This is a genomic window from Streptomyces sp. GC420 (assembly GCF_009916105.1).
Classification (GTDB): Bacteria; Actinomycetota; Actinomycetes; order Streptomycetales; family Streptomycetaceae; genus Streptomyces.
The window spans coordinates 1-22,635 of sequence record NZ_JAAAXQ010000092.1; the positions used below are offsets into that span (position 1 = coordinate 1).

Below are 22,635 nucleotides of genomic sequence, written 5' to 3' on the forward strand. Positions count from 1 at the left end.
GAGCCGGGGTGTCCGGGTCAGCCGGCCAGGCCGGCCGAGCGGAACGCGTCCAGGGAGGGCCTGATAACTGCCGTCGGCCCGCTCGTCGGCGCCACCGCGTCCAGCGTCTTGAGGCCGTCACCCGTGTTCAGCACCACAGTGGTGAGGGTCGGGTCCAGGACACCGTTCTCGATCAGCTTGCGGGTCACTCCCACGGTCACGCCACCCGCCGTCTCGCCGAAGATGCCCTCCGTGCGGGCCAGCAGCTTGATCGCGTCGACGACCTGCTCGTCGTTCACGTCCTCCACCGCACCGCCGGTGCGCCGGGCGATGTCCAGGACGTACGGCCCGTCGGCCGGGTTGCCGATGGCCAGCGACTTGGCGATGGTGTTCGGCTTCTGCGGCTTGACGACGTCCCGGCCCTCCTTGAAGGCGACGGAGACCGGCGAGCAGCCCTCCGCCTGGGCGCCGAAGATCTTGTACGGCCTGTCCTCTACCAGACCGAGCTTGATCAGCTCCTGCAGACCCTTGTCGATCTTCGTCAGCTGGGAGCCGGAGGCGATCGGGATGACCAGCTGGTCGGGCAGCCGCCAGCCGAGCTGCTCGCAGATCTCGTACGCGAGGGTCTTGGAACCCTCCGCGTAGTACGGCCGCAGGTTGACGTTGACGAAGCCCCAGCCCTCGCCCAGCGGGTCGCCGATGAGCTCCGAGCAGAAGCGGTTCACGTCGTCGTAGGAGCCCTCGATGCCGACCAGGTCACCGCCGTACACCGCGGCCATCACGACCTTGCCCTGCTCCAGGTCGTGCGGGATGAACACGCAGGAGCGGAAGCCGGCGCGGGCGGCGGCTGCGCCCACGGCGCCGGCCAGGTTGCCCGTGGAGGAGCAGGAGAGCGTGGTGAATCCGAAGGCGCGCGCGGCCTCGATGGCCTGGGCGACGACCCGGTCCTTGAAGGAGTGGGTCGGGTTGCCGGAGTCGTCCTTGATGTACAGCTCGCCCGTGACGCCCAGCTCGCGCGCCAGGTTGTCGGCCTTGACCAGCTGGGTCCAGCCCGGGTTCAGGTTCGGCTTCCCGGCGACGTCGGCCGGCACGGGGAGCAGCGGGGCGTAGCGCCAGATGTTCGCGGGACCCGCCTCGATCCGCTTGCGCAGTTCCTCGGGGTCGCCGGCCGGCAGGTCGTACGCCACCTCGAGAGGGCCGAAACACTCCTGACAGGCGAAGATCGGGCCCAGTGCGAAGCGCGTCCCGCATTCCCTGCAGGACAGGGCCACGGCGGGGCCGAGGTCGACGGACGTGTCAGGATCGGTGTGGTTGGCAACTGTCTGCGCAGCCATGATGGCGAGGCCCTCTCTCCTCATCTTCCTCATGGCGCATCTCGCCATGAGACGGAATTGGCACCTTCCCTAGCCGGGGCCTCGCGCGGAGAAAACCTGCGCCCGGAGGGCACCACGCGGGGTGGTGGCCGGGCGGCGGATGGCGAGAACCAGCTGGAGGGTTGCCGGGGCTTCAACGGGCCGTGTCCCTCTGCCCCTCTGGATGAGCGGTATGGCACCGGACCTGCGCGGCTCCGGGCGTTTGTCACGCATTGACGACCCCCGACATGCGACGGACATCTGCGTTGTTCAAGACTGTAACCGAAGGCCCGGACAGTTGAGATAGTCGTCCGAACCGCGAGATGGATCACACGATCCGATGACCGCGACCGATACCCGAGGGGACGTGCACGTGCTCGAAGATGTGGAGCGCTGGCTGGCCCGGCGATCCTGGTCCGTGGCCGACCGCTCGCTCGATGTGCTGACAGCGGCCAAGCGCAAGACCCGCAGCACCGTGAGTGTCGTGCTGCCCGCCCTCAACGAGGAGGCGACGGTCGGCGAGATCGTCGCCGTGATCCGGCGTGAGCTGATGGATTCCCCGGCGCTCGCCCTCCCCCTCGTCGACGAACTGGTGGTGATCGATTCCGGCTCCACGGACCGCACCGCCGAGGTCGCCGCGGCGGCCGGGGCCCGGGTCGTCCACCGGGACGCGATCCTGCCGCGGCTGCCGGCGAGGCCGGGCAAGGGCGAGGTGCTGTGGCGCTCGCTGATGGTCACGGGCGGCGACATCGTCTGCTTCGTCGACGCGGACCTGAAGGAGTTCTCGGCCGACTTCGTCTCGGGCATCATCGGGCCTCTGCTCACCGACCCCGAGGTGCAGCTGGTGAAGGCCATGTACGACCGCCCGCTGGGCGAGCGCGCGGGCCAGGGCGGCCGGGTCACGGAGATGATGGCCCGCCCGCTGATCAACATGCACTGGCCCCGGCTGGCCGGCTTCGTGCAGCCGCTGGGCGGCGAGTACGCGGCCCGCCGTGACCTGCTGGAACAGCTGCCCTTCCCCACCGGGTACGGGGTGGAGCTGGGCATGCTGGTGGACGCCCTGCACCTGGTGGGCCTGGACGCACTCGCCCAGGTGGACGTGGGCGTGCGCAAGCACCGGCACCAGGACGGACAGGCGCTGGGCCGGATGGCGGCCGCGATCTACCGCACGGCGCAGCTGCGGCTGTCCCGCGGGCACCTCATACGGCCCCGGCTCACCCAGTTCGACCGTACGGATGACGGCTTCGTGCCCCGGACGTACTCCGTGGACACGGAGGAACGGCCGCCGATGCTGGAGATCGACGAGTACCTCGACCGGCAAGCGGCCTGAGGCGGCAAGGGGTCTACCCGAGGTGCCTGAGCTGTCCGGGCGACCCGAGGCTGCCCCGGCCGTCCGGGATGCCCGGGACGCTCGGGACGCTCGGGACGCTCGGGACACAGGCAGGGCGCGGCCGTCGGGCTGCGGACAGTCGGCGCCCGCCCGGCTCCGTGCCCGAAACCGCACTCGTGTGACGCAACCGTACGTTTGAGCGTTTCCCCGGCGGGCTAGGTTGGCGGCATGGCCTCGAAGCACGGTGCAGCCAGGATTCTTGTCGCCTCCAACCGGGGGCCGGTGACGTACACCCTGCGGGACGACGGCTCGCTGGACTCCAGGCGCGGTGGCGGCGGACTGGTCTCCGGACTCTCGGCGATCGACTCGGAGGCGGGCGCCGTGTGGGTGTGCGCCGCGCTGGGCGAGGGCGACCAGGAAGCGGTCAGGCGCGGCGTGGGCGAGACCGGGGTGCGGATGCTCGGCATCGATCCCGAGGTCTTCGCCGACGCCTACAACGGCATCGCCAACTCGGTGCTGTGGTTCGTCCACCACATGCTGTACGAGACGCCGCTCACGCCGGTCTTCGACGCGGAGTTCCGGCGCCAGTGGGCGTCGTACGAGGCGTACAACGCCGCCTTCGCCGACGCGCTGGCCGAGGAGGCCGCCGAGGGCGCGGCGGTCCTGGTGCAGGACTACCACCTCTGCCTGGTGCCCGGCATGCTCCGGGAACGCCGCCCCGACCTGCGTATCGGACACTTCTCGCACACGCCGTGGGCGCCCGTCGACTACTTCAGGCTGCTGCCGGACGACATCGCGCGGCAGCTGCTGCGCGGCATGCTCGGCGCCGACCGGGTCGCCTTCCTGACCCACCGCTGGGCCGACGCCTTCACCGCCTGCTGCACGGAGCTGCTGGACGGCGGGACCGGCGGCACCCGGGTCGGTGTGCACGGGCTCGGCGCGGACGCGGAGTTCCTGCGGGAGCGGGCGCACCGGCCGGACGTGGACGAGCGTCTGGCGTCGCTGCTCACGGAGGTGGGGCGGACCCCCGAAGGGGCGCGGCGCCGGACGATCGTGCGGGTCGACCGCACCGAGCTGTCCAAGAACATCGTCCGCGGCCTGCTCGCCTACCGCCATCTGCTGGACGCCCACCCCGAGTGGCGCGAGCGCGTCGTCCACGTCGCCTTCGCGTACCCCTCGCGGCAGGACCTCGAGGTCTACCGCACCTACATGGACGAGGTCCGGCGGGTCGCCCGGTCGATCAACGACGAGTACGGGACGGAGGACTGGCAGCCCGTCGTCCTCCACCTCAAGGACGACTTCGCCCGCTCGCTGGCCGCGTACCGGCTGGCCGACGTGGCGCTGGTCAACCCGATCAGGGACGGCATGAACCTGGTCGCGAAGGAGGTGCCGCTCCTCTCCGAGGAGGGCTGTGCGCTGGTGCTGTCGCGGGAGGCGGGGGCGCACGAGGAGCTGGGCGAGGAAGCGATCACGGTCAACCCGTACGACGTGGTGGCGACCGCCGAGGCGCTGCACGAGGCCCTGTCCATGCCGGCCGGGGAGCGCGTGGAGCGCGGCAAGCGGCTCGCCGCGGCGGCCACGGCGCTGCCGCCCACGCAGTGGTTCCTGGACCAGCTGAACGCGCTGGGCTGAACGGGCGGACGGGCCCGGCAGCCGCGGCGACGACCATGGCGCGGCAGCCGCGGCGACGACCGGAACGAGTATCGGTGGCGCGGCCGCCGCTCGCGGGCACGGCCCAGCACCGCGGTCGGTCGGCGGCCAACGGTCACGGGCACTCCCCGGTGTTCCCGGTGGGGCCGATCCGTTGTCGTCCGGGCTGCTTCCGGTGTCCGGGGACGCGGGACCGCCCCCGCACCACCCGCGGCCGGGCCCGGGACCGTACGGCGCGCGGGGCCGCGCGCGGCGCGGCTCAGCCGGGGAGGCGCTCGGCGAGGTCCCCGAGGAAGCCGACGAGTTCGGCGGGTCCGCCGAACACGAGATCGGCGCGCCCGGCGAGCTCGGCGACCTCGGTGCCGCTGCACAGGAGGAGCCCGGGGACGCCTTCCGAACGGAGCTTGTCCACCGCGGCGTAGGCCGTCAGGTCCCCGAGGTCGTCGCCGGCGTACAGCACGGCCTCGGCGGAGACCTCCCGCACGTACGCGGCGAGCGCGACGCCCTTGTCCACACCCGGCGGGCGCAGCTCCAGCACCATGCGGCCCGGCTCGACGATCAGCCCGTGCCGGGCGGCGAGCCGGGCGAGCGGCTCGCGCAGTGCCTCGAAAGCGGCCTGCGGGTCCGAGGCGCGCCGGGTGTGCACGGCGACCGCGCGGCCGCCCTTCTCCTCGATCCACAGCCCCTCCCACGGGCCGGCCGTGGCGAGGAGGGCGGGCAGTTCGTCGCGGACCGCCGCCACACCGGGGTGCGGGGCGGGCGCGCGCACCTCGCCGCTGACGGCGTCCCAGCGCTCGACCCCGTAGTGGCCGAGGACGACCAGGTGTTCCAGGCCCGCGACCCCGGCGAAGCCGCCGTAGCGCACCGCGACCGCGGCCGGGCGGCCGGTCAGCACGGCGACGGAGCCGACACGGGGCGCGAGCGCGGCGAGCGCGGGGACCGCTCCGGGGTGGGCGCGGGCCTGCTCGGGGTCGGGCACGATGTCGGCGAGCGTACCGTCGAAGTCGACGGCCACGAGCGCCCGTCGGGGTTTCGCGAGGAGCGCGGAGAGACCTTCGCGCCCGGCCTCGGTGGCGGGCGTCGGCAGGGGGTGCGGTTGGGTGCCCATGGCGCCGACCCTACCCACGGACACTCCGCGCACTCCGGTCCCGCGTGGCCTTTGGCCGACCGGCGCCGGTACGGCGGCCCGATCGGCCCGGATCCCGCACGACCTCGGCCCGCACGGCAGGGTGCCGCACCGCCGGACCGGACCAGGCGACCGGACCCGGGGGACGGAAGCACGCGCTGCCGCGCGGGCGGAGGCCCCGCGGCCCAGCGCGGTGCGCAGTGCGCGGTGCCCGGAGCGGTCCCCGCGCTCGCCGCGCTTCGAGGTGGGAGGTGCGAGGCGCGAGGCGCGAGGCGCGAGGCGCGAGGTGGGTTCGGCCGTCCGCACCACGAGAGGTCCCGGCACCGGGACCGGGAGGCGCCGATGGGCGAGGGCCGGGAAACTCCCGCGCCGAGACCGGCGGTACCGATGAACGGCGTGTCTCGCCCGCGCGCCACGTCGGCCGGGCGCCGGGCCGGGTACGGCGAGATGGCCCCGGGCCAGGGACGCGGCGCGCAATGTCCGCGGGGCCGGCCGCGCCGAGCGCCGGCGGGCGCGGGGCACGGCCCGCACGCCAGGACCGCCGGAGAGCGGTGCCGGGCACGCGTCGGCCGGGCGTCGGGTGGGGGCGTCAGCGGTGGGAGCGGCGGGTTTCGCGGATGCGGCGCAGTCGGTTGACGGTCACCGGGTCGTGGGCCAGCGCCGCCGGGTCGTCGAGGAGGACGTTGAGGAGCTGGTAGTAGCGGGTCGGGGACATGCCGAGCCGCTCCCTTATGACCCGCTCCTTGACTCCGGCGGCGGGCCAGGAGCGGCGTTCCACGGCGAGCACGGCGCGGTCGCGGTCGCCGAGCCCGCCGACGGCACCCGGGCGGGGCGAGCTTTCGGTGCCGGACTCGGTACCGGACTCGGTACCGGACTCCGGGGCGGCGGCCCCTTCCGCCGGGCCGCCGGATTCAGCGCTGGTCATATCGGTCAACATAACCGTCCCCACCGACAGCAGGACCGTTCCGCCTGCCGCCCGGCCCGCCACTGGGCTGCTCCGCTACTCGGATGCCTCCGTCGTCGACGCGTTCCTGGCTATGCCGGCCAGCACACCCGCCGGATCGCCGTTCCCGCTCACCGCCTTGCCGATGTTCTTCTTGATGTCGGCGCTGACCCGTGCCCACGAGGTCTTGTCGACCGGCGGCAGTTCGGAGGTCGGCAGCGCGTCCAGGAAAGACCACATGTCCTTCTGCCCCGTGTCCTCGCGCATCGACCCGGATGCGCTGACGGTGACCGGCAGCAGTCCGTACCGCTCCGCGAAGTCCAGCACGTTCTTCTCGGTGAAGACGAAGTCGAGGAACTTCCCCACCTGTTCGCGGTGGCCGCCCTGTTTGAACGCCATCATCCAGTCGGCGACACCCATCGTCGAACTCGCCCGACCGGTGCGGCCCGGCATGGGGACCATGCCGAGCTTCACGCCCTTCGCCGCGGCCTGCTTCATCAGGGTGGGGTGGCCGTTCAGCATGCCGACATCGCCGGCGGTGAAGGCGTCGAAGGCCTTCTGCCGGTTGAGCCGCGCGGGGTCGACGGGCCCGACGAGTCCCTCACCGACGAGGTTCTTGCGCATCCACTCGAAGGTGGCGACGTTCCGCGCGGAGTCGATGGCGTAGTTGCCCGCCTGGTCGGTGTAGCCACCGCCGCCGGACAGCAGCCACATCATCGTCTCTGCCTGGGCCTCCTCCGGGCCGAGCGGCAGCGCGAAGGGGTACGCCACGCCCTGTTCCCTGAGCGCCCGCGCGGCGGTCCGCAGGCCGTCCCAGGTCTTGGGGGCGGTCAGTCCGGCCTGTGCGAAGAGGTCCTTGTTGTAGAACAGCAGCCGGGTACTGGCCACGAACGGCATGCCGTACTGGACGCGCTTGTACTCACCGGCGTCGGTGAGCGCCGGCAGGAAGTCGGCCTGGGTGGCGAGGGAGAGCAGTTCGTCGGCGCTGTAGAGCACGTCCTGCTTCGCGAAGTCGGCGTAGGCGCCGATCTGCGCGATGTCGGGCGCCTCACCGGCCTCGACCATCTTGGCGACCTCGCCGTCGACGACCTCCCAGGAGAGCACCTCGACGTCGACCTCGATGCCGGGGTGCTTCGCCTCGAAGGACTCGGCGAGGGCGTCCCAGTACTTCCGCGAACTGTTGCCAGCCGACTCCGAACCGTAGTCGGCCGCCACGAACTTCAGGGTCACCTCGTCGTCCGGTCCGGTCCCGGATCCGCATCCGCTCAGGGACAGCGCGAGCGCCATCACGGTCGCCGCGCCTGCCGCGGGCCCTGCCCAGTGCCGCCACCGCACGCCTGATCCCACTCCCGCACTGTCGAAACGCTGTGTGCTGCCGTCCGCGCTGCCGTCAGCGCCATCTCCGCCGTGCGGAGTGCACCGTCCGGAACACGCCCCGAATGCGCGCCGTGCGCGCCCCGGCGCAGACCGGAGAGTCTGCCTCGCGAACCGAGATAGGTCTACACCACCTGAGGTCTCTGTTCCGCATCGGGGGCGTTGCCGCAGCTCCTGGCCCTGCTGCAGAGTACGGAGCGTTTGACTTCCCCCAGACCCTCCCGGCAAGGAGCCTGACGCGTATGTCCCGCACCGCTTCAGAGATCGCCACCCAGCCGAGCTGCTGGCACCGCGCGGCCGAGGCCGCGGCCGGCTTCGACGGGCTGCCACGCCCCGGGGAGCGGGTGGCGGTGACAGGGTGCGGCACGTCCTGGTTCATGGCGACGGCATACGCGGCACTGCGCGAGGCGTCGGGCGAGGGCGTCACGGATGCCTTCGCCGCCTCCGAGTTCCCGCCGGGCCGTCTCTCGTCGTACGACCGCGTGGTGGCGATCACCCGCTCCGGTACGACCACGGAGGTGCTGGAGCTGCTGGCGGCACTGCGCGGGAACGCGCCGACCCTCGTGCTCACCGCCGACCCGAGGACTCCGGTCATGGAGGCGGCGGACACGGTGGCGGTGCTGGACTGGGCCGACGAGGAGTCCGTCGTGCAGACCCGCTTCGCGACGACGGCCCTGGCGTTTCTGCGCACCGGACTGCCGAACGGCGCCCGGGCCGTCCGCAAGGCCGCCGTCGACGCCGAACTCGCCGTGACGGAGCCGCTGCCGGAGGCCGCGGTGGAGGCCGAGCAGTGGACCTTCCTGGGGCGCGGCTGGACGTACGGGCTGGCGCAGGAGGCCGCGCTGAAGATGCGGGAGGCCGCGGGGGCGTGGACCGAGTCCTACCCGGCGATGGAGTACCGGCACGGGCCGATCTCCATCACCGGTCCCGGCCGTGTGACCTGGGTCTTCGGTCCGCTCCCCGAAGGGCTGGCCGGAGACGTGTCACGCGCCGGAGGCCAGCTGGTCGCCCACCGCGACTGCGACCCGATGGCCGACCTGGTACGGGTCCAGCGCCTCGCGGTCGCCATCGCCGAGACCCACGGCCTGGACCCGGACCGCCCGAAGAACCTGACCCGCAGCGTGATCCTCGGCCGCCCCGGCCGCCCCGATTGAGCCGGCCGCCCCGATTGAGCCGGGGCCGCCTGGAGGCCGGAGCGCGCGCCGGGAACCGCGCCACCCCGCCCGCGGCGCCCCGGCGCGGCGTTCGGCACAGCCGGAGTCGGCGGCCCGGTGCCGACCGGGCGGAGCCGGACACCGGAGCGGGCACCCGGAGCCGCGCCCGGAGTCGCGCCCGGAGTCGGCGGCAGGGCGGTTCCGGAAGGAAAGTCGACGGTGATCGCATCTCACCGGGCGAGTGGACTAGACCTTTCTCGGGTGGGCGGGTCAGACTGTAACTCGTGAGACACGTCATCGCCCTCGATGTGGGCGGCACCGGAATGAAGGCTGCCCTGGTCGGGCCGGACGGCGAGCTGCTGCACGAGACGCGTCGCGGCACGGGCAGGGAGCGCGGGCCGGAGGCCGTCGTGGCGTCCGTGCTGGACTTCGCCGCCGAGCTGCGCACCCTCGGCGAGCGGCGGTACGGCGAGCCCGCAACGGCCGCCGGTCTCGCCGTGCCCGGCATCGTCGACGCCGAGGCCGGCACCGCCGTGTACTCCGCGAACCTCGGCTGGCGGAACGTCCCCTTCCGGGAGCTGCTCGCCGACCGCCTCGGCGGCGTCCCCGTCGCACTCGGCCACGACGTCCGCACCGGCGGTCTCGCCGAAGGCCGTATCGGCGCGGGCCGGGGCACCGACCGCTTCCTCTTCCTGGGACTGGGCACCGGCATCGCCGGCGCCATCGGCATCGAGGGCCGCATCGAAGCCGGCGCGCACGGCTGCGCCGGCGAGATCGGCCATGTGGTCGTACGCCCCGGCGGCCCCGCGTGCGGCTGCGGGGCACACGGCTGCCTGGAGACCCTGGCCTCCGCCGCCGCCGTCTCCCGCGCCTGGGCACTGGCCAGCGGCGCCCCGGACGCGGACGCCGCGGACTGCGCCCGGGCCGTCGCGGCGGGCGACCGGGTGGCGGAGTCCGTGTGGCAGTACGCGATCGCGGCACTCGCCGACGGCCTGATCATGGCCCTCACCCTGCTCGACCCCCGCACTCTGATCATCGGCGGCGGCCTCGCCGAAGCGGGCGAAACGCTCTTCACTCCCCTGCGCGCCGCCGTACGGGAGCGCCTGACGTTCCAGACACTGCCCGAGATCGTCCCGGCCGCCCTGGGGGACACCGCCGGATGCCTGGGGGCGGGTCTGCTCGCCTGGGACCTGCTCGGCGCCGGTACCCCTGCAAAAACCCCGACGGCCGCGGAAACCCCGGGAGCGACGACTCCCGGCTCGACAGCCGGACCGACCGGAGCAGACGCACCGAGCCGGGCAGCCGGACCGACCGGAGCGACCGGAACAGCCGAACCGGACGATCCGGCCGGACCGGCCGGATCCGTGGGGCAGTCCCGGAATGCCGAGCACGTCACGGAAGCCACCGAAGCCACGACCGAGTCCACGGAGGTAACCGCCTGATGGCCGACCGCAAGGGTCACAAGGTTCTCACCGGCGCCAAGGTGGTGCTTCCGACCGGTGTCGCGGACGGCGCGCCACTGACCGTCGCCGGCGAGCGGATCAGCGACGAGCGCGCCCCCGAGGGCACACCCTCCCTCGATCTGTCCGGACACTGGATCGTCCCCGGCTTCGTCGACATGCACGTCCACGGCGGCGGCGGCGCCTCCTTCACCTCGGGCACCCACGAGGACGTGCTGCGGGGCATCCGCACCCACCGCGAGCACGGCACCACCACCATGGTCGCCTCCACCGTCACCGGCGACATGGACACCCTGGCCCGGCAGGCGGCGCTCCTGTCGGAGCTGGTCGAGCAGGGCGAGCTGGCCGGCATCCACTTCGAGGGCCCGTTCATCTCGCCCTGCCGCAAGGGCGCCCACAGCGAGGAGCTCCTGCGCGACCCCGACCCGGCCGAGGTCAGGAAGCTCGTCGACGCGGCCCGCGGGACGGCGAAGATGTTCACCCTCGCCACCGAACTGCCGGGCGGCATCGACTCGGTGCGCCTCCTCGTCGAGCACGGGGTGATCGCCGCGATCGGGCACACCGACGCGACGTACGAGCAGACCCGCGAGGCCATCGAGGCGGGCGCGACCGTCGCCACCCACCTGTTCAACGCGATGCCGCCGCTCCAGCACCGCGAACCGGGCCCCATCGCCGCCCTGGTGGAGGACGAGCGGATCACCGTCGAACTCATCAACGACGGCACCCATCTGCACCCGGCCGTCCTGCAACTGGCCTTCGGCACCGTCGGCGCCGGGCGGGTCGCGCTCATCACCGACGCAATGGACGCGGCCGGTTTCGGCGACGGCCGCTATCTCCTGGGCCCGCTGGAGGTCGAGGTCCGCGAAGGCGTCGCCCGGCTCGTGGACGGCGGCTCCATCGCGGGCTCCACCCTGACCCTGGACAACGCGTTCCGGCGTGCCGTCCTCGTCGACCGGCTTCCGGTCGAGGACGTCGTACGGGCGATCTCGGCCAACCCGGCCCGGCTCCTCGGCGTCGACGGCGACGTGGGTTCCCTGAAGAGCGGGAAGTACGCCGATCTCGTCGTCATGGACGAGGAGTTCGCGCTCAGAGGCGTCATGCGCAGGGGCGAATGGCTGGTCCCGCCGCCCTCCGCGGACAGAACGTCTCGATAAGCCATCGATGAGGCCGTGGCGCCGCCTTCCCCCTGGGCCAACCGCCCTTCTCTTTGGCATGATCCCGGTCGGCACGGCAAGCGCATACATCTCGGGGGTGTGTCGGGTGATCCTGACGGTCACGCTCAACACCGCTCTCGATCTGACGTATCGCGTCCCCGTCCTGCTCCCGCACACCGGCCACCGTGTCACCGACGTCATCGAACGCCCCGGCGGCAAGGGCCTCAACGCGGCCCGGGTCCTGGCGGCGCTCGGCCACGAGGTGACGGTCACCGGCTTCGCGGGCGGCACCACCGGGGACACGCTGCGGCACCTCCTCGCCCACTGCGCGCCCGCCGTCACCGACGCGCTCGTCGAGACCGGGGGCAGCAGCAGGCGCACGGTCGCCGTCGTCGACGAGAGCAGCGGCGGCGGCACCACGCTGTTCAACGAGCCGGGGCCGGCGGTCGATTCCGCGGAGTGGTCCCGCTTCCTCGACGCGTACGAGGAACTGCTGCACACCGCGGAGGCCGTCGCCCTCTGCGGCAGCCTGCCGCCCGGGGTGCCGGTCGGCGCGTACGCCCACCTCGTACGCCGGGCACGGGCCGCCCGCGTCCCCGTCCTGCTCGACACCAGCGGCGAGCCGCTGCGGCGGGGCATCGCCGCCCGGCCCGACGTCGTCAAGCCCAACGCCGAGGAACTGGCTCTGCTCACCGGCTACCGCGAACCGCTGCGCGCCGCCCGCGACGCGCGCAGGCGCGGCGCCCACACCGTGGTGGCCTCGCTCGGGCCCGACGGGCTCCTCGCCGTCACCCCGGACGGCGTCTGGCGTGCCGCGCCGCCCGCCCGGCTGCCCGGCAACCCCACCGGGGCCGGGGACTCCGCCGTCGCGGGACTGCTGTCCGGCCTCGTCACGGGGGTGCTCTGGCCCGACCGGCTCGCCCGCGCGGCAGCGCTCTCGGCGGCGACCGTACTGGCCCCGGCGGCGGGCGAGTTCGACCACGCGGCCTACGAGGAACTGCTGCCTTGCATCGAGGTCCGCGAGCAGGTGGCCGCCGCGTGACGCCCAGTCGGCCGACGGAGACCACCGCCGGGGCCGGCGCCACGGCTGCCGGCCGGGTGCACAGGCGGTGGCCGGCCGAGGTCGCCGGGGCCGGAGGGGCGTCATGACGCTGACCGGCACGGGTGAGCTCGTCGCGCAGGCACGGGCGGCCGGTCACGGACTCGGCGCGTTCAACGTCATCACCCTCGAACACGCGGAGGCGATCGCCGCGGGGGCGGAGCGGGCCGGCCGGCCCGCCGTGCTGCAACTGTCCGAGAACGCCGTGAAGTTCCATGGCGGACGGCTCGCTCCCATCGCCGCCGCGATGGGCGCCGTCGCGCGCGAGTCGGACGCGCGGCTCGGGCTGCACCTGGATCACATCGAGTCGGCGGAGCTGCTGCACGCCGCGCACCGGGCGGGCTTCGGCTCCGTCATGTTCGACGCCTCGAAGCTCCCGTACGCCGAGAACGTCCGGGCGACGGCGGAAGCGGTCCGCCGGGGCCACGAGCGGGGCCTCTGGGTGGAGGCGGAGCTCGGCCGCATCGGCGGGAAGGGAGGCGACGCGCACAGGCCCGGCGTACGCACCGACCCTGCCGAGGCCGCCGCCTATGCGGCGGCCACCGGCGTGGACGCCCTCGCCGTGGCGGTGGGCTCCTCGCACGCGATGACCGAACGCACCGCGGCTCTCGACCACGGCCTGATCTCCCGGCTGCGGGACGCCGTGCCGGTACCCCTCGTCCTGCACGGCTCGAGCGGCGTCCCCGACGACCAGCTCCGCCGGGCCCTCGCCGCCGGCATCACGAAGATCAATATCGGCACGGCCCTCAACACGGCCTTCACCACGGCCGTGCGCGCCCACCTGAACGCCCACCCTGCGGTCGTCGACCCCCGCGCCTGGCTCGCTCCGGCGCGGGAGGCCATGGCGGAGACGGTCGCGCGGTATCTCGCGCTGCTGGGGCCGGGGGGCGCCGCCGCCCAGCCGTTCGAGACCTGACCCCTCGAGACCTAACCCCTCGAGACCTAACCCCTCGAGACCTAACCCTTCGAGACCTGGCCCTCGACGAGCTTGACGCGGTCCACCGCCGCCTCGCACTGATTGCCCGTCTCGCAGGAGATCTTCAGGCTGTTGGTGCCCTTGTTCAGGTCGAGGTAGTTGTACGTGTAGGTCCAGCCCTTGTCCCAGGCACCCTCCTCGGCCTTGGCGTGGTTCTTCATGCTCACGCCGTCCGTGCGGGACTGGCCGTTGACGGTGAGGGTGGTGTCCGCGTCCTTCCCGGGCACGCTGTAGTACACGAAGAGGGTGTACGCGCCGTCCTTGGGCACGTCGATCGTCCACTCCGCGGCGGCGCCGACCGCCGGGAACGTGACGTACGAGCCGTCTCCGGACCGTGCCCCCTCGAAGGAGTTGCCCGCCGCGGCGCCGCCCGTCAGGTTCAGCTTCGCGGCGTCCGACTCGGGCAGCTCGGCCGGCTTCTCCTCGTCCTTCCCCTCGGAGGTCGGGCTCGGGTCGGCCGTCTCGCTCTGGCTGGTGCCCCCGTTGGCAGAACCGTTGGCCTGGGAGTCCTTGTCCTGGGAGTCGTCGTCGCTGGACAGGGCCGCGACGATGCCGATGACGACGGCGGCGACCACCGCGACCGCACCGATCAGCAGACCCTTGGTGTTGGGTCCGCGGCCACCGCCACGCCCGCTCCCGGCGTGTCCCTGGGCGGTGCGGGCGGCGGGCTGGTAGCCGGGCAGTGTCTCGGGGGCCGCGTAGGCGGCCTGCTGCGGCGCCTGGGCGGCCTGCTGCTGCCCGTACTGACGCTCGCCGACCGTCCTGACCTGGTTGTACGAGGTCCTGGGGACCCCGGGCTGGGCCGGACCCGGGTAGCCGTAACCGCCCGAGCGTGGCGGAGTCGCCCCCGTGGCCTGCCCGTCCTCGTAGAGGTAGCCGAACGGGTCGTCGTCCTCGGGCGTGCTCGCGCCGTTGTTCCCGGGCGTCATCCCCTGGTCACTCCTCAATCTGTCGCCGGCCATCGGCGTCCGATGGACCGGACGCCTGGACAGACAGCTCTTACCAGGTCTTACCGGGGCCCATGAGGCCCCGGCAATCCATACGTCGTCCGGATGGCCAATGTTCATGATCGATTCATCGCCGACGACACCGCCGACCCAGCGAGCCTACCCGCTCCGGGTGGGGCAGAAGGTCCCCCCGGTCCTGACCTGGAGCGGAACCGTGACGAAAGTCAAGCAGGCCGCCCCGGCGCGCCGGTGTCCACCCGGCGCAACCCTGTCCGCGTCGGGTACCGCCGCACGCCCGGCCACCCGCCGCACGCCCGGCACCGGCGGCGCCCGGCATCCGCGCCGCGCGCCGCTCGGGCCGCGCCGCTCAACCCGCGCGGCGCTGCACCTTCGGCCGCGAACGCTTCTCGATGTACATCCGCTCGTCCGCGGACTGGAGCACCTCTTCCGCGGTCATCCCGCAGTGCGCCCAGCCGATGCCGATGCTCGCTCCGACCCTCACCGCGCGGCCGTCCACCCGGATCGGCGGGATGATCGCGTTGCGCAGCCGCACCGCAAGGTCCGCCGCGTCCGCGCGGCCGAGCCCGTCGGCGAGGACGACGAACTCGTCGCCGCCGAGCCGGGCCACGGTGTCCCCGTCCCGGACGCAGGTGCTCAGCCGCCTGGCCACCTCGATGAGCACCGCGTCACCGGTGTGGTGCCCGAAGCGGTCGTTGATCGACTTGAAGCCGTCCAGGTCGCAGAAGAGGACCGCGAGCCCCTTGGTGCCGTCGTCGATGTCGCCCTCGGCGGGGGCGATGGTGTGCGTGTGGTGGGCGTACGGGTCGTTCACCGGTCCGTGGTCGAAGTCGTAGCCGAGACCGCCGTACTCGCCGCCGAGGTCGGCGTAGTCCCCGTACGTGCCGTAGTCGCTCTCGGCGCCGGCCGGGACCGGCGGGGTGTTGCACAGCCGTGCGCTCAGCCGGGACCGCAGCTCGGCGCTGTTCGGCAGCCCGGTCAGCGAGTCGTGGCTGGCCCGGTGGGCGAGCTGGAGTTCGTGCCGCTTGCGCTCCTCGATGTCCTCGACGTGCGTGAGCAGGAAACGCGGCCCGTCCGCGGCGTCCGCGACCACGCTGTTGCGCAGCGACACCCACACGTACGTGCCGTCGCGGCGGGCGAGCCGCAGTTCGGCCCGCCCGCCCTCGGCGGACGTGCGCAGCAGGGTGCCGATGTCCTCGGGGTGCACGAGGTCGGAGAAGGAGTAGCGGCGCATGGCGGAGGCGGGGCGGCCCAGCAGCCGGCACAGTGCGTCGTTGGTGCGCAGCAGCCGGCCGTGCTGGTCTCCGCCGAGCTCGGCGATGGCCATGCCGCTCGGCGCGTACTCGAACGCCTGCCGGAAGGATTCCTCACTCGCCCGCAGTGCCTGCTGCTCACGCTCCAGCCGGACGAGGGCGCGCTGCATGTTTGCTCGCAGCCGGGCGTTGCTGATCGCAATCGCGGACTGGGAGGCGTACATCTGGAGCGCTTCCTGGCCCCATGCGCCGGGGCGGCGCCCGTTGCGCGGCCGGTCGACGGAGATGACCCCTATGAGATCCCTGCCCTCGCGGCCCTTGGACTGGTACATGGGCGCGAAGAGGCGGTCCATGGGGTGCCACTCGTCGGCGAAGCGCGGCTCGGGGCCGTCCGTGTGCCACTGGGGCACGTCGTCGTCGGTGAGGATCCAGCCCTCGGTGTACGGGATGAAGCGCAGATCGCCCCATGCCTCACCCATGGAGAGGCGGCGTTCCCAGGAGGTGCGGGAGCCGACCCGGCCCGCGAGCAGGGACTCCGCCGCGGCGTTGCCTGCGACGGCGGCCACGACCAGGTCGCCGTCCTGCCGTACGAGGTTCACGCACGCCAGCTCGTAGCCGAGCCCGGCGACGATCCCGTTGGCGACGGTCTGCAGGGTGTCTGCCAGGCTACGGGCCGTGTTGAGGTCCGCCACGACTTGGTGCAGCTGCCGCAGGGTCGCAAGGCGGACGTACGGCTCCGACTCGGTCTCCATCGTTCGCTCTCCCTGAGACCTCGACAGCAACTCCAGAGATTCGCATCGTCGTCAGTGTGTGATTCCACGGCCACTGAATCACAGCGAGCTGCCCACTCGGTACACAGGGTCAACAATTCCTGGCCCCTGTGACTCAAGTCACAACAGAGTGTGAGGATTGTGGTGCTCTCCACACAAGCGCCCCCCACATTCCTGACCGCAAATCCCGCAATGGCCCTCCACCGTCGCACGTGCCACAAGGTCCCGGGTCCTAGGACCGGTCCTCGGCCCGGAGCCCGATGCGGGCGCCGGGGAGCCACGACTAGCGTTGCCGCCGTGCAGCCGACGACGACGCCCGTGCAACCTACAGGTCCCGCCATCCCCCATGCTGGTGGGGTGAGCCATGAGGAGTTCCGCGCCGCCATGTCACGGCTCGCCGCGGGGGTGGTGCTGGTGACCGCGCACGAACCGGCGGACGACCCGGAGGGTCCTCGCGGCGAGGACGTCGGCATGACCGCGACGGCCTTCCTGTCGGTCTCGCTCGATCCGCCCCTGGTGCTGGTCAGCCTGCGCAACGGCTCCCGGATGGACGACCTGCTCGCCGAACAGCCGCTGTGGGCGGTGTCGGTGCTCTCCGAGAGCCAGCGCCACATCGCCGGCAGGTTCGCGATGAAGGGCCGCATCAGCGACCGGCTGCTCTTCGAGGACATCCCGCATGTACGGGGAGAGGTGTCCGGCGCTCTGCTCGTGGGCGGCGCCCTCGCCCTGCTGGAGTGCCGCACGGAGCAGCGGGTGAGCGCGGGGGACCACACCCTGGTCATCGGGCGGGTGCTCACGGCTCGGGTGCCGACCGCCGGCGGCGGGCCGCTGACGTACTTCCGCGGCCGCTACCGGAAGCTGGACTGACCTGCCGGCCCCGTCGCCCGGGCGACGGGGTGGGGGCGACGGGGTGGGCGTCCCACGCGGCCGGGGCGCGCGGTCATGGAGTCCGGTCGGGGGCGCGGCGAGCGGGTCCGCGGGCGGTCACGCCCAGTCCTTGCCCGACCGGCCGCGCTTGGTGTCGCCGCGCTGCTTCTTCTCCCGCAGCCTGCGCTCGTTGATGCCGCGCGGTATCCGCGTGGGACGGCGCGGCTTCGGCGGCGGCGCCGTGGCCTCCGCGAGCAGCGACGCCAGACGGACCGCCGCGGTCTCCCGGTTGCGCCACTGAGAACGGTGCTCGGAGGCCCGGACGGTGATCACGCCGTCGGTCAGCCGACCCGCGAGCCGCTGGAGCGCGCGGTCCTTCCACACGGGCGGCAGCGCCTCCGTCGCGGCCAGGTCGAAGCGCAACTCGACCTGGGTGTCACTGGTGTTCACATGCTGGCCGCCGGGTCCCGAGGAGCGCGAGAAACGCCACATGAGCTCGGGCTCCGGGAGCGCGACCGAGCCGCGGATGACGTAAGGACCGGACATGACACCCATGGTCCCGGCGCGCGAGCCGTCCGTCACCCGGTTTTGCCGCACGGCATTCAGGTATTTCGACATAGCTATGAAGAGGTACCCATCCTGGGATGGTGCCCCATTCCAGCGTCTCGGCCCAGGAGATCGACCGCGCGGCCTCCGTGCTGGTCGCCAGCCTGCCCGCGCTGCACCGGGCGCTCGAGCGGCGGGTCGACCAGGAGTTCCCGCATCCCAGGCCCTCCGACGGGCAGCTGGCGCTGCTGTTCCTCGCGGACGAGCGCGAGGGCATCACGGTCCGCGAGGCTGCCGAAGCACTGCTGATCAAGCCGAACAACGCCAGCACCCTCGTCTCCCAGCTCACCGAACTGGGGCTGCTCGAGCGCCGTCAGGACGCCTCCGACGAGCGGATCGCGCACCTTCACCCGACGGCCACGGCCCGGCAGCGGCTCGCCGAGGTCCGGCGGCTCAAGGAGGCCCATGTGGCCCGCGCGCTGCGGGCCCTCACCGACGGTGAGCGGGCCGCCCTCGGCTCGGCCCTGGGCGCGCTGACGTCACTGACCCGGCACCTCCACTCCGCCAACCGCCGGACGGACGACGGCCCCGCGCCGCCCCCGCCGGGCCGCGCCCTTCACGCCTCGGGCGTCATGCCCGTCCCGCCGCTCCACGGGTGAAGACACGCACCTGGAACTATGCGGTCCCCCGTGGACGTCATGACTGGTAACGGTAGCTTCGTCACTCACAACCGCACGGCGCGCGTGCCGGAAAAACACGAGGAAAGGGACTCCCCCATGGCTGTAAGCCTCTCCAAGGGCGGCAACATCTCGCTCACCAAGGAGGCCCCGGGCCTCACCGCCGTCACGGTCGGCCTCGGCTGGGACGTCCGCACGACCACCGGCACGGACTTCGACCTCGACGCCAGCGCCATCGCGGTGAGCGCCGCGGGCCGGGTCGTCTCCGAGGGCCACTTCGTCTTCTTCAACAACAAGTCCACCCCGGACGGGACGATCGTGCACACCGGTGACAACCGCACCGGCGAGGGCGGCGGCGACGACGAGCAGATCAACGTCAACCTCCAGGGCCTCACCCCGGACGTCGAGAAGATCGTCTTCCCGGTCTCCATCTACGACGCCGAGACCCGCTCCCAGAACTTCGGCCAGGTGCGCAACGCGTACATCCGCGTCGTGAACCAGGCGGGCGGCGCCGAGATCGCCCGCTACGACCTGAGCGAGGACGCCGCGACCGAGACCGCCATGGTCTTCGGCGAGCTCTACCGCAACGGCGCCGAGTGGAAGTTCCGCGCGGTCGGCCAGGGTTACGCCTCCGGCCTGGCCGGCATCGCCCAGGACTTCGGCGTCGGCGTCTGACGGACACCGCACGGCGAGCGCCCGGCGGACGGCGCGGCTCCTCGCGCCGCGAGCCATCGAAGGGTCCCGGAATCCGCAGGATTCCGGGACCCTTCGCCGTGTCCGCCGACCCGGCGAGCCGGTCGCGTCACACCGCCGCCCGCTGAGCAGCCCAGGCCGCCGCCCCGCGTCCGCGCGAGCGCACCGCCGGCTACGGCGCGGCACCGTCCCGCGGCCATGACACCATCGGGCCTGTGCTCGACATCGGCTACTCGCTCTCCCGCCGCTTCCCCGACCCCCCGCAGACCGATTACCGGCGCGCGGACGTCCACGCGCTGCGGCACGACCTGTTCTGCGGCGACGTCTACCTCGCGGACACCAAGGAGGACCGGGAGCTGTCCACAGCCTGGGGATGGGTTCCCGTGCTCGACTTCGCGTGGGCGCTGTGCGACATCGCCGAGCGCCTCGACCGGGACCCGCTGGGCAACCGGGCGGCCACGCCGCAGTACGCCGAACTCGACTTCACCGAGTCCACGGACCGGATGCTCTTCCAGCGCCGCTTCGGCTGGGTCGACGTCGAGGCGGACTGGATGCCCGGCGGCGAACCGCCCCTGACCTTCTCGCACAGCGAACTCCGCCGGGAAGCCCGCGACTTCCTGCACGACCTCGTCGCCGACCTCACCGACATGCACGAGGACCTCGCCGACAACCCCGTGGTCTGGGACCTCCAGGCCCGCTACCCGCGGATCTGAGGAGAAGGCACGACCGCGGCGGGCACGGCTTGACCTCGAGCATGGTCGAGGTCGTTCAGTGGGGGGCGGAGACCGCCACGAGACCCTCCCCGAGGAGACCGCCATGCACGCCGTCCGCCTGCACGCCTTCGGCCCCGCCGAGAACCTCACCTATGAGAAGACCGAGGATCCCGAACCGGGCCCCGGACAGGTCCGGATCGCGGTCGCGGCGGCCGGTGTGCACCTGCTCGACACGGCCCTGCGCCAGGGCATGCCCGGCCCCTTCCCCAACCCGCCGGAACTGCCCACCGTCCCCGGCCGGGAAGTCGCCGGCACCGTCGACCGGACCGGCAAGGGCGTCGACACATCCTGGCTCGGCAGGAACGTCGTCGCCCACCTCGGCATGAGCCCCGGCGGCTACGCCGAACTCGCCGTCACCGGCACCGACCGCCTCCACGGCATCCCCGCCGGGCTCGACCCCGCCCAGGCCGTCGCCATGATCGGAACGGGCCGCACCACCATGGGCATCGTCCAGTTCGCGGAACCCGGCCCCGGCGACATCGTCATCGTGCCCGCCGCCGCCGGCGGCATCGGCACCCTGCTCGTCCAGTACGCCAAGAACGCCGGCGCCGAGGTCGTAGGACTCGCGGGCGGCCCCCGCAAGACCGCACGCGTCACCGCCAACGGCGCCGACCTCGCCGTCGACTACCTCGACGACGACTGGCCGCGGCGGGTCGGGGAACACCTCGCCGGACGCCACGCCACCATCGTCTACGACTCCGTCGGCGGCGCCACCGCCCGCGCCGCCGTCGACCTCCTCGGCCCGGGCGGCAAGCACATCGTCTTCGGCTGGTCCGGCGAAGGACTGCACGACGGGCGTCCGCTCGCATTCACCGAGGCCGAGCAGGCCGCCCGCGGCATCACCTCGCAGCAGGTCCTCGGCCCCGTGATGCTCCGCAGGGCAGGCGGCGACAACCCCATACGCACACTCGAACTCCGCGCCCTCGCCGAGGCCGCCGCCGGCCGCCTCGTACCGGCCGTCCAGCGCTTCCCCCTCTCCGAGGCCGCCGCCGCGCACCGGGCTCTGGAGACCCGCGCCACCATGGGCAAGGTCGTACTGGAGCCCTAGCTAGTGCCGCGTCGGTCGGGGTTTGCCCGCTGAGGAGCGGCGTCCGGTGCCGGGGGCACCTCCTGCCGAAGGCGGGGGGAGCATCGCAAGGCGGCCGGAAGCCCTCGTAGTGGGCCTGCTCGGGCTTTCGGCCAACGCAGCGCGGGGGTACCTCCCGCGCCCGGAGGGCTGCGGGGGAGTGCCGTGCAGGGCGTCGCGACGGGGCGAACCTCGGCCGACGCGGCACTAGGCGGCGCCGCCCACGGCGGCAACCTCACCCGGGCCGGCCCCCGTCTCCGCACCGGACACCGCACCGGAACCGGAGCCGGAGCCGGTGTCCGAACCCGCGCACGCAGCCGCGCCCGAACCCACCGCAACGAGCGCCCGGTCCGTGAGGCGGAACGTCTCCCACGCGTCCACGCGCTCCGCGCCCAGCGCCCGGTAGAAGTCGATGGCCGGCTGGTTCCAGTCCAGCACCACCCACTCCAGGCGCTCGTAACCCCGCTCCACGCACACCCGCGCCAGCTCGGTCAGCAACGCCTTCCCGTACCCGCCGCCCCGGAACTCCGGCCGCACATACAGATCCTCCATGTGGATCCCGTGCGTCCCCCGCCACGTCGAATACGTCAGGAACCACAGCACGAACCCCGCCGGCGTCCCGTCCTCCGTCTCCGCCACATACGCGAACACCGCCGGATCCGGCCCGAACAGCGACTCCCGGAGCTGCTTCTCCGTCGCCCGTACCTCGTGCCGCGCCTTCTCGTACTCGGCCAGCTCACAGATCATGGAGTGGATGACGGGCACATCGTCGACAGTCGCGCTACGAATCATGCGGGAAGCCTAGGCGGCCGGGTCGCGCCCCTGCCCGCCCGTTCCGCCGTGCGGACACGCGCACGCGCACCGAGAACGGCGGGCAGCCCCCGGCCGGGCCCCGCTCACCACCCCAGCAGCTGCCGCCCTACCTCGGCCTGCTCCACCCGAAGCTCCCGCGCCCCCTCCGCGATCTCCCACAGCGAGTTCTGCAGGACCCGCCCCAGAGTCCAGCCCCGCGCCCGCGCCCGGTCCAGGCCCAGCACCTCCGTCATGAGGTCGAACCGAAACCGCACCCGCCGCGGATCCCAGCGGTTGAACAGCGCCGGCATCAGTTCGAACCCCGGATCCCCCGCGAGCGGCTTCGGATCGATCGCCAGCCACGGCTCACGTTCACCGGCCAGCACATTGCCGTAATGCAGGTCCCAGTGCAGCAACCGGTCACCCGGCTCGCCCGCCAGCTCCCGCACCGCTCCCGCGCACGCCACCAGCAGCCGCCGCTCGCCCGGATCCGCCAGCCGCGGCGCCAGCACCACAGATCTCGAGTGGACCGAACTGGACCAGCGGGCTGTCGACACCGCGCGTGTCCTGGCCGCGGATGCCGTGCAGAAGGTCGGCAACGGCCACCCCGGCACGGCCATGAGCCTGGCTCCCGCC

Annotated in this window: 18 protein-coding genes, 4 pseudogenes and 1 riboswitch; of the genes and pseudogenes, 13 read left to right on the plus strand and 9 right to left on the minus strand. The window is 72.9% G+C overall.

Annotated elements, in window-relative coordinates:
* Positions 1 to 17: 17 nt before the first annotated feature.
* Positions 18 to 1,346: a threonine synthase gene (thrC, locus tag GUY61_RS14160; protein WP_243766451.1), complete on the minus strand. Its 1,329-nt coding sequence runs from the start codon at positions 1,344 to 1,346 to the stop codon at positions 18 to 20.
* A riboswitch (SAM riboswitch) is annotated at positions 1,331 to 1,522 on the minus strand. (Overlaps the previous gene by 16 nt.)
* Positions 1,523 to 1,704: 182 nt before the next feature.
* Here thrC and GUY61_RS14165 point away from each other — a divergent pair.
* Both GUY61_RS14165 and GUY61_RS14170 read left to right on the plus strand, forming a co-directional pair.
* Positions 1,705 to 2,661, plus strand: coding sequence for a glucosyl-3-phosphoglycerate synthase (locus GUY61_RS14165; RefSeq protein ID WP_166630509.1), 957 nt, complete (start codon positions 1,705 to 1,707; stop codon positions 2,659 to 2,661).
* 228 nt (positions 2,662 to 2,889) lie between these two features.
* A complete protein-coding gene (locus GUY61_RS14170) occupies positions 2,890 to 4,293 on the plus strand; it encodes a trehalose-6-phosphate synthase (RefSeq protein WP_166630493.1) in 1,404 nt (467 codons plus the stop codon).
* Between the two features lie 277 nt (positions 4,294 to 4,570).
* On the opposite strand, the gene otsB is transcribed toward GUY61_RS14170, so the two are convergent.
* The 3 genes from otsB to GUY61_RS14185 all read right to left on the minus strand — a co-directional run bounded on the left by otsB (position 4,571) and on the right by GUY61_RS14185 (position 7,667).
* A complete protein-coding gene (gene otsB, locus GUY61_RS14175) occupies positions 4,571 to 5,419 on the minus strand; it encodes a trehalose-phosphatase (protein ID WP_166630494.1) in 849 nt (282 codons plus the stop codon).
* Positions 5,420 to 6,026: 607 nt separating this feature from the next.
* Positions 6,027 to 6,362, minus strand: a complete 336-nt coding sequence (locus GUY61_RS14180; protein ID WP_166630495.1) for a DUF3263 domain-containing protein — start codon at positions 6,360 to 6,362, stop codon at positions 6,027 to 6,029.
* A gap of 75 nt (positions 6,363 to 6,437) precedes the next feature.
* Positions 6,438 to 7,667 carry an ABC transporter substrate-binding protein gene (locus GUY61_RS14185; RefSeq protein ID WP_166630510.1) on the minus strand — a complete coding sequence of 410 codons (1,230 nt, stop codon included), beginning with the start codon at positions 7,665 to 7,667 and terminating at the stop codon, positions 6,438 to 6,440.
* A 329-nt stretch (positions 7,668 to 7,996) separates the two neighbouring features.
* Between GUY61_RS14185 and GUY61_RS14190 the strand changes: the two genes are divergently transcribed.
* The 5 genes and pseudogenes from GUY61_RS14190 to GUY61_RS14210 all read left to right on the plus strand — a co-directional run bounded on the left by GUY61_RS14190 (position 7,997) and on the right by GUY61_RS14210 (position 13,537).
* Entirely contained in the window at positions 7,997 to 8,908 is a 912-nt protein-coding gene (locus tag GUY61_RS14190) for an SIS domain-containing protein (RefSeq protein ID WP_166630496.1), read from the plus strand.
* A 284-nt stretch (positions 8,909 to 9,192) separates the two neighbouring features.
* A pseudogene (locus GUY61_RS14195) lies at positions 9,193 to 10,122 on the plus strand (ROK family protein); the annotation flags it as partial.
* A gap of 227 nt (positions 10,123 to 10,349) precedes the next feature.
* Positions 10,350 to 11,522: an N-acetylglucosamine-6-phosphate deacetylase gene (nagA, locus tag GUY61_RS14200; protein ID WP_166630497.1), complete on the plus strand. Its 1,173-nt coding sequence runs from the start codon at positions 10,350 to 10,352 to the stop codon at positions 11,520 to 11,522.
* A gap of 106 nt (positions 11,523 to 11,628) precedes the next feature.
* The gene (locus GUY61_RS14205; RefSeq protein ID WP_166630498.1) at positions 11,629 to 12,564 is read left to right on the plus strand and encodes a 1-phosphofructokinase family hexose kinase; all 936 of its coding nucleotides are present in this window, start codon (positions 11,629 to 11,631) and stop codon (positions 12,562 to 12,564) included.
* Between the two features lie 103 nt (positions 12,565 to 12,667).
* Positions 12,668 to 13,537, plus strand: a complete 870-nt coding sequence (locus GUY61_RS14210; RefSeq protein WP_166630499.1) for a class II fructose-bisphosphate aldolase — start codon at positions 12,668 to 12,670, stop codon at positions 13,535 to 13,537.
* A gap of 41 nt (positions 13,538 to 13,578) precedes the next feature.
* On the opposite strand, the gene GUY61_RS14215 is transcribed toward GUY61_RS14210, so the two are convergent.
* Positions 13,579 to 14,526, minus strand: a complete 948-nt coding sequence (locus tag GUY61_RS14215) for a carbohydrate-binding protein (RefSeq protein ID WP_166630500.1) — start codon at positions 14,524 to 14,526, stop codon at positions 13,579 to 13,581.
* Positions 14,527 to 14,911: 385 nt separating this feature from the next.
* Entirely contained in the window at positions 14,912 to 16,567 is a 1,656-nt protein-coding gene (cdgB, locus tag GUY61_RS14220; RefSeq protein WP_166630501.1) for a diguanylate cyclase CdgB, read from the minus strand.
* A gap of 402 nt (positions 16,568 to 16,969) precedes the next feature.
* Between cdgB and GUY61_RS14225 the strand changes: the two genes are divergently transcribed.
* Complete coding sequence (locus GUY61_RS14225) at positions 16,970 to 17,452, plus strand: flavin reductase family protein (RefSeq protein ID WP_166630511.1); 483 nt, start codon at positions 16,970 to 16,972, stop codon at positions 17,450 to 17,452.
* A gap of 117 nt (positions 17,453 to 17,569) precedes the next feature.
* Here the strand turns inward: GUY61_RS14225 and arfB are convergent, their stop codons facing one another.
* Positions 17,570 to 17,998, minus strand: coding sequence for an alternative ribosome rescue aminoacyl-tRNA hydrolase ArfB (gene arfB, locus GUY61_RS14230; protein WP_166630502.1), 429 nt, complete (start codon positions 17,996 to 17,998; stop codon positions 17,570 to 17,572).
* 101 nt (positions 17,999 to 18,099) lie between these two features.
* On the opposite strand from arfB, the pseudogene GUY61_RS14235 reads away from it, so the two are divergent.
* The 4 genes and pseudogenes from GUY61_RS14235 to GUY61_RS14250 form a co-directional block, all read left to right on the plus strand.
* A pseudogene (locus GUY61_RS14235) lies at positions 18,100 to 18,561 on the plus strand (MarR family winged helix-turn-helix transcriptional regulator); the annotation flags it as partial.
* A 213-nt stretch (positions 18,562 to 18,774) separates the two neighbouring features.
* Positions 18,775 to 19,350: a TerD family protein gene (locus tag GUY61_RS14240; RefSeq protein WP_166630503.1), complete on the plus strand. Its 576-nt coding sequence runs from the start codon at positions 18,775 to 18,777 to the stop codon at positions 19,348 to 19,350.
* 233 nt (positions 19,351 to 19,583) lie between these two features.
* Entirely contained in the window at positions 19,584 to 20,081 is a 498-nt protein-coding gene (locus GUY61_RS14245) for a hypothetical protein (RefSeq protein WP_166630504.1), read from the plus strand.
* A 103-nt stretch (positions 20,082 to 20,184) separates the two neighbouring features.
* On the plus strand, positions 20,185 to 21,189 hold the full coding sequence (locus GUY61_RS14250; RefSeq protein WP_166630505.1) for a zinc-binding dehydrogenase: 1,005 nt from the start codon (positions 20,185 to 20,187) through the stop codon (positions 21,187 to 21,189).
* Positions 21,190 to 21,528: 339 nt separating this feature from the next.
* On the opposite strand, the pseudogene GUY61_RS14255 reads toward GUY61_RS14250, so the two are convergent.
* Positions 21,529 to 21,999, minus strand: a pseudogene (locus GUY61_RS14255) (GNAT family N-acetyltransferase); the annotation flags it as partial.
* 104 nt (positions 22,000 to 22,103) lie between these two features.
* A pseudogene (locus GUY61_RS40160) lies at positions 22,104 to 22,496 on the minus strand (aminoglycoside phosphotransferase family protein); the annotation flags it as partial.
* A 37-nt stretch (positions 22,497 to 22,533) separates the two neighbouring features.
* On the opposite strand from GUY61_RS40160, the gene GUY61_RS14265 reads away from it, so the two are divergent.
* On the plus strand, positions 22,534 to 22,635 hold a 102-nt coding region (locus GUY61_RS14265; protein WP_166630513.1), incomplete at its 3' end, for a hypothetical protein.

Coding starts and splice junctions, on each gene's coding strand:
- GUY61_RS14250 (WP_166630505.1), top strand. CDS start 20,185: ATGCACGCCGTCCGCCTGCACGCCTTCGGCCCCGCCGAGAACCTCACC.
- cdgB (WP_166630501.1), bottom strand. CDS start 16,567: ATGGAGACCGAGTCGGAGCCGTACGTCCGCCTTGCGACCCTGCGGCAG.
- GUY61_RS14225 (WP_166630511.1), top strand. CDS start 16,970: ATGTCACGGCTCGCCGCGGGGGTGGTGCTGGTGACCGCGCACGAACCG.
- GUY61_RS14170 (WP_166630493.1), top strand. CDS start 2,890: ATGGCCTCGAAGCACGGTGCAGCCAGGATTCTTGTCGCCTCCAACCGG.
- GUY61_RS14240 (WP_166630503.1), top strand. CDS start 18,775: ATGGCTGTAAGCCTCTCCAAGGGCGGCAACATCTCGCTCACCAAGGAG.
- otsB (WP_166630494.1), bottom strand. CDS start 5,419: ATGGGCACCCAACCGCACCCCCTGCCGACGCCCGCCACCGAGGCCGGG.
- GUY61_RS14215 (WP_166630500.1), bottom strand. CDS start 14,526: ATGACGCCCGGGAACAACGGCGCGAGCACGCCCGAGGACGACGACCCG.
- GUY61_RS14180 (WP_166630495.1), bottom strand. CDS start 6,362: ATGACCAGCGCTGAATCCGGCGGCCCGGCGGAAGGGGCCGCCGCCCCG.
- nagA (WP_166630497.1), top strand. CDS start 10,350: ATGGCCGACCGCAAGGGTCACAAGGTTCTCACCGGCGCCAAGGTGGTG.
- GUY61_RS14190 (WP_166630496.1), top strand. CDS start 7,997: ATGTCCCGCACCGCTTCAGAGATCGCCACCCAGCCGAGCTGCTGGCAC.
- GUY61_RS14210 (WP_166630499.1), top strand. CDS start 12,668: ATGACGCTGACCGGCACGGGTGAGCTCGTCGCGCAGGCACGGGCGGCC.
- thrC (WP_243766451.1), bottom strand. CDS start 1,346: ATGAGGAAGATGAGGAGAGAGGGCCTCGCCATCATGGCTGCGCAGACA.
- arfB (WP_166630502.1), bottom strand. CDS start 17,998: ATGTCCGGTCCTTACGTCATCCGCGGCTCGGTCGCGCTCCCGGAGCCC.
- GUY61_RS14185 (WP_166630510.1), bottom strand. CDS start 7,667: ATGGCGCTCGCGCTGTCCCTGAGCGGATGCGGATCCGGGACCGGACCG.